The following is a 1,095-nucleotide window of genomic DNA, read 5'->3' as shown; positions in this document are numbered from 1 at the left end:
AAAACTTCTTGGTAAACCGTTACGCGGGAAGGTCATTGAACCAGGGTTAAAGATCACCATACCCTCTTTCATTTCGGCTACGGGAACATGCGTATGACCATGAGCGATGATGTCACCCTCTCGCAAAGGCGGTCTTTTATCGCTGTTGTACAAATGGCCATGTGTCAGAAAGATTCGCTTACCAGACTCTAGCAATACCCACGCGTAATCCATCATCATTGGGAAGTTCAGCAGCATTTGATCTACTTCGCTGTCACAGTTACCGCGTACGGAAATGATTTGCTGACTGTATTGGTTGAGAAGCTCCGCCACTTGGGGCGGGTTATACCCTTCCGGAATCGGGTTGCGTGGTCCGTGGTTCAACGTGTCACCCAACAACACCAAATGCTTTGCACCTGATGCTAGGAATAACTTGATGGTTTCTTCGGTTGCTGGCAAAGAGCCATGCAGGTCTGAGGCAAAAAATAGTTTCACGACGTTGTCTCCTCAAAATGTATGAGGCTATTCTACGGCATTCTGACGTATGCTCAACCGACTTCCCGATTACTGATGACGCACAGTCTCAATCAGCATTGGTAGCAAATGGAACCAAGCAAAATATCCGGCACCGACTAAAACTAATGTCCAAAAAACCATCGAAATGAACTTCGACTTCGCTAAATGGTGTAACGGGTCCGGTTCCCCACACCCTGGACATGTGTGAGCACGTTTCGATATTTGTTTCTCACACACAGGGCAAGAGACTAAAGGCATGATTTAAATTCCTCAACTATATGCTTAGGGCACAAAGAATAGCGCCTGTGAAAATATATGCAACATCACTAATAATCAATATCTTAGAGATTGACGTATGTCGCTGACTTGAGAAAAATATTACGCATGTTACTTACACTGTTTAGCTATCCTCTCTGACCATGCCATTAATCACGATATTGTTGTAACTCACCATGCCGATCACTTCGCCATCTTCAATCACGGGCGCGCGGCTGATCCCAAATCGCTCGAACAGACGAGCACAGTATTTAACGTTCATATCTGGATCGACACACAAAGCAGGCTTAGTCATGATTTCGTAGATATTGGTGCGCTGAGGGG

At 45.7% G+C, this 1,095-nt stretch carries 3 protein-coding genes; all 3 read right to left on the bottom strand.

Annotated elements, in window-relative coordinates; all coding sequences use genetic code 11:
* Nucleotides 1-474 (bottom strand): phosphodiesterase (gene yfcE / locus R8O70_RS26030; protein WP_318184565.1); only part of this gene is annotated, 474 nt, incomplete at its 3' end.
* A gap of 69 nt (nt 475-543) precedes the next feature.
* Complete coding sequence (locus tag R8O70_RS26025; protein ID WP_011105727.1) at nt 544-753, bottom strand: hypothetical protein; 210 nt, start codon at nt 751-753, stop codon at nt 544-546.
* A 142-nt stretch (nt 754-895) separates the two neighbouring features.
* Nucleotides 896-1,095, bottom strand: a 200-nt coding sequence (locus R8O70_RS26020; protein WP_318184564.1) for a CBS domain-containing protein, incomplete at its 5' end; no start/stop codon positions are given.

The sequence above is a fragment of the Vibrio sp. 779(2023) genome, assembly GCF_033344285.1.
GTDB classification, from domain to species: domain Bacteria; phylum Pseudomonadota; class Gammaproteobacteria; order Enterobacterales; family Vibrionaceae; genus Vibrio; species Vibrio alginolyticus.
Note: the sequence above shows the minus strand (reverse complement) of the source record. Positions and strands in the feature narration are given on the sequence as shown.

Bases quoted from the DNA above. Each gene is read 5' to 3' on its own strand.
- R8O70_RS26025 (WP_011105727.1), bottom strand. From the start codon at position 753: ATGCCTTTAGTCTCTTGCCCTGTGTGTGAGAAACAAATATCGAAACGT.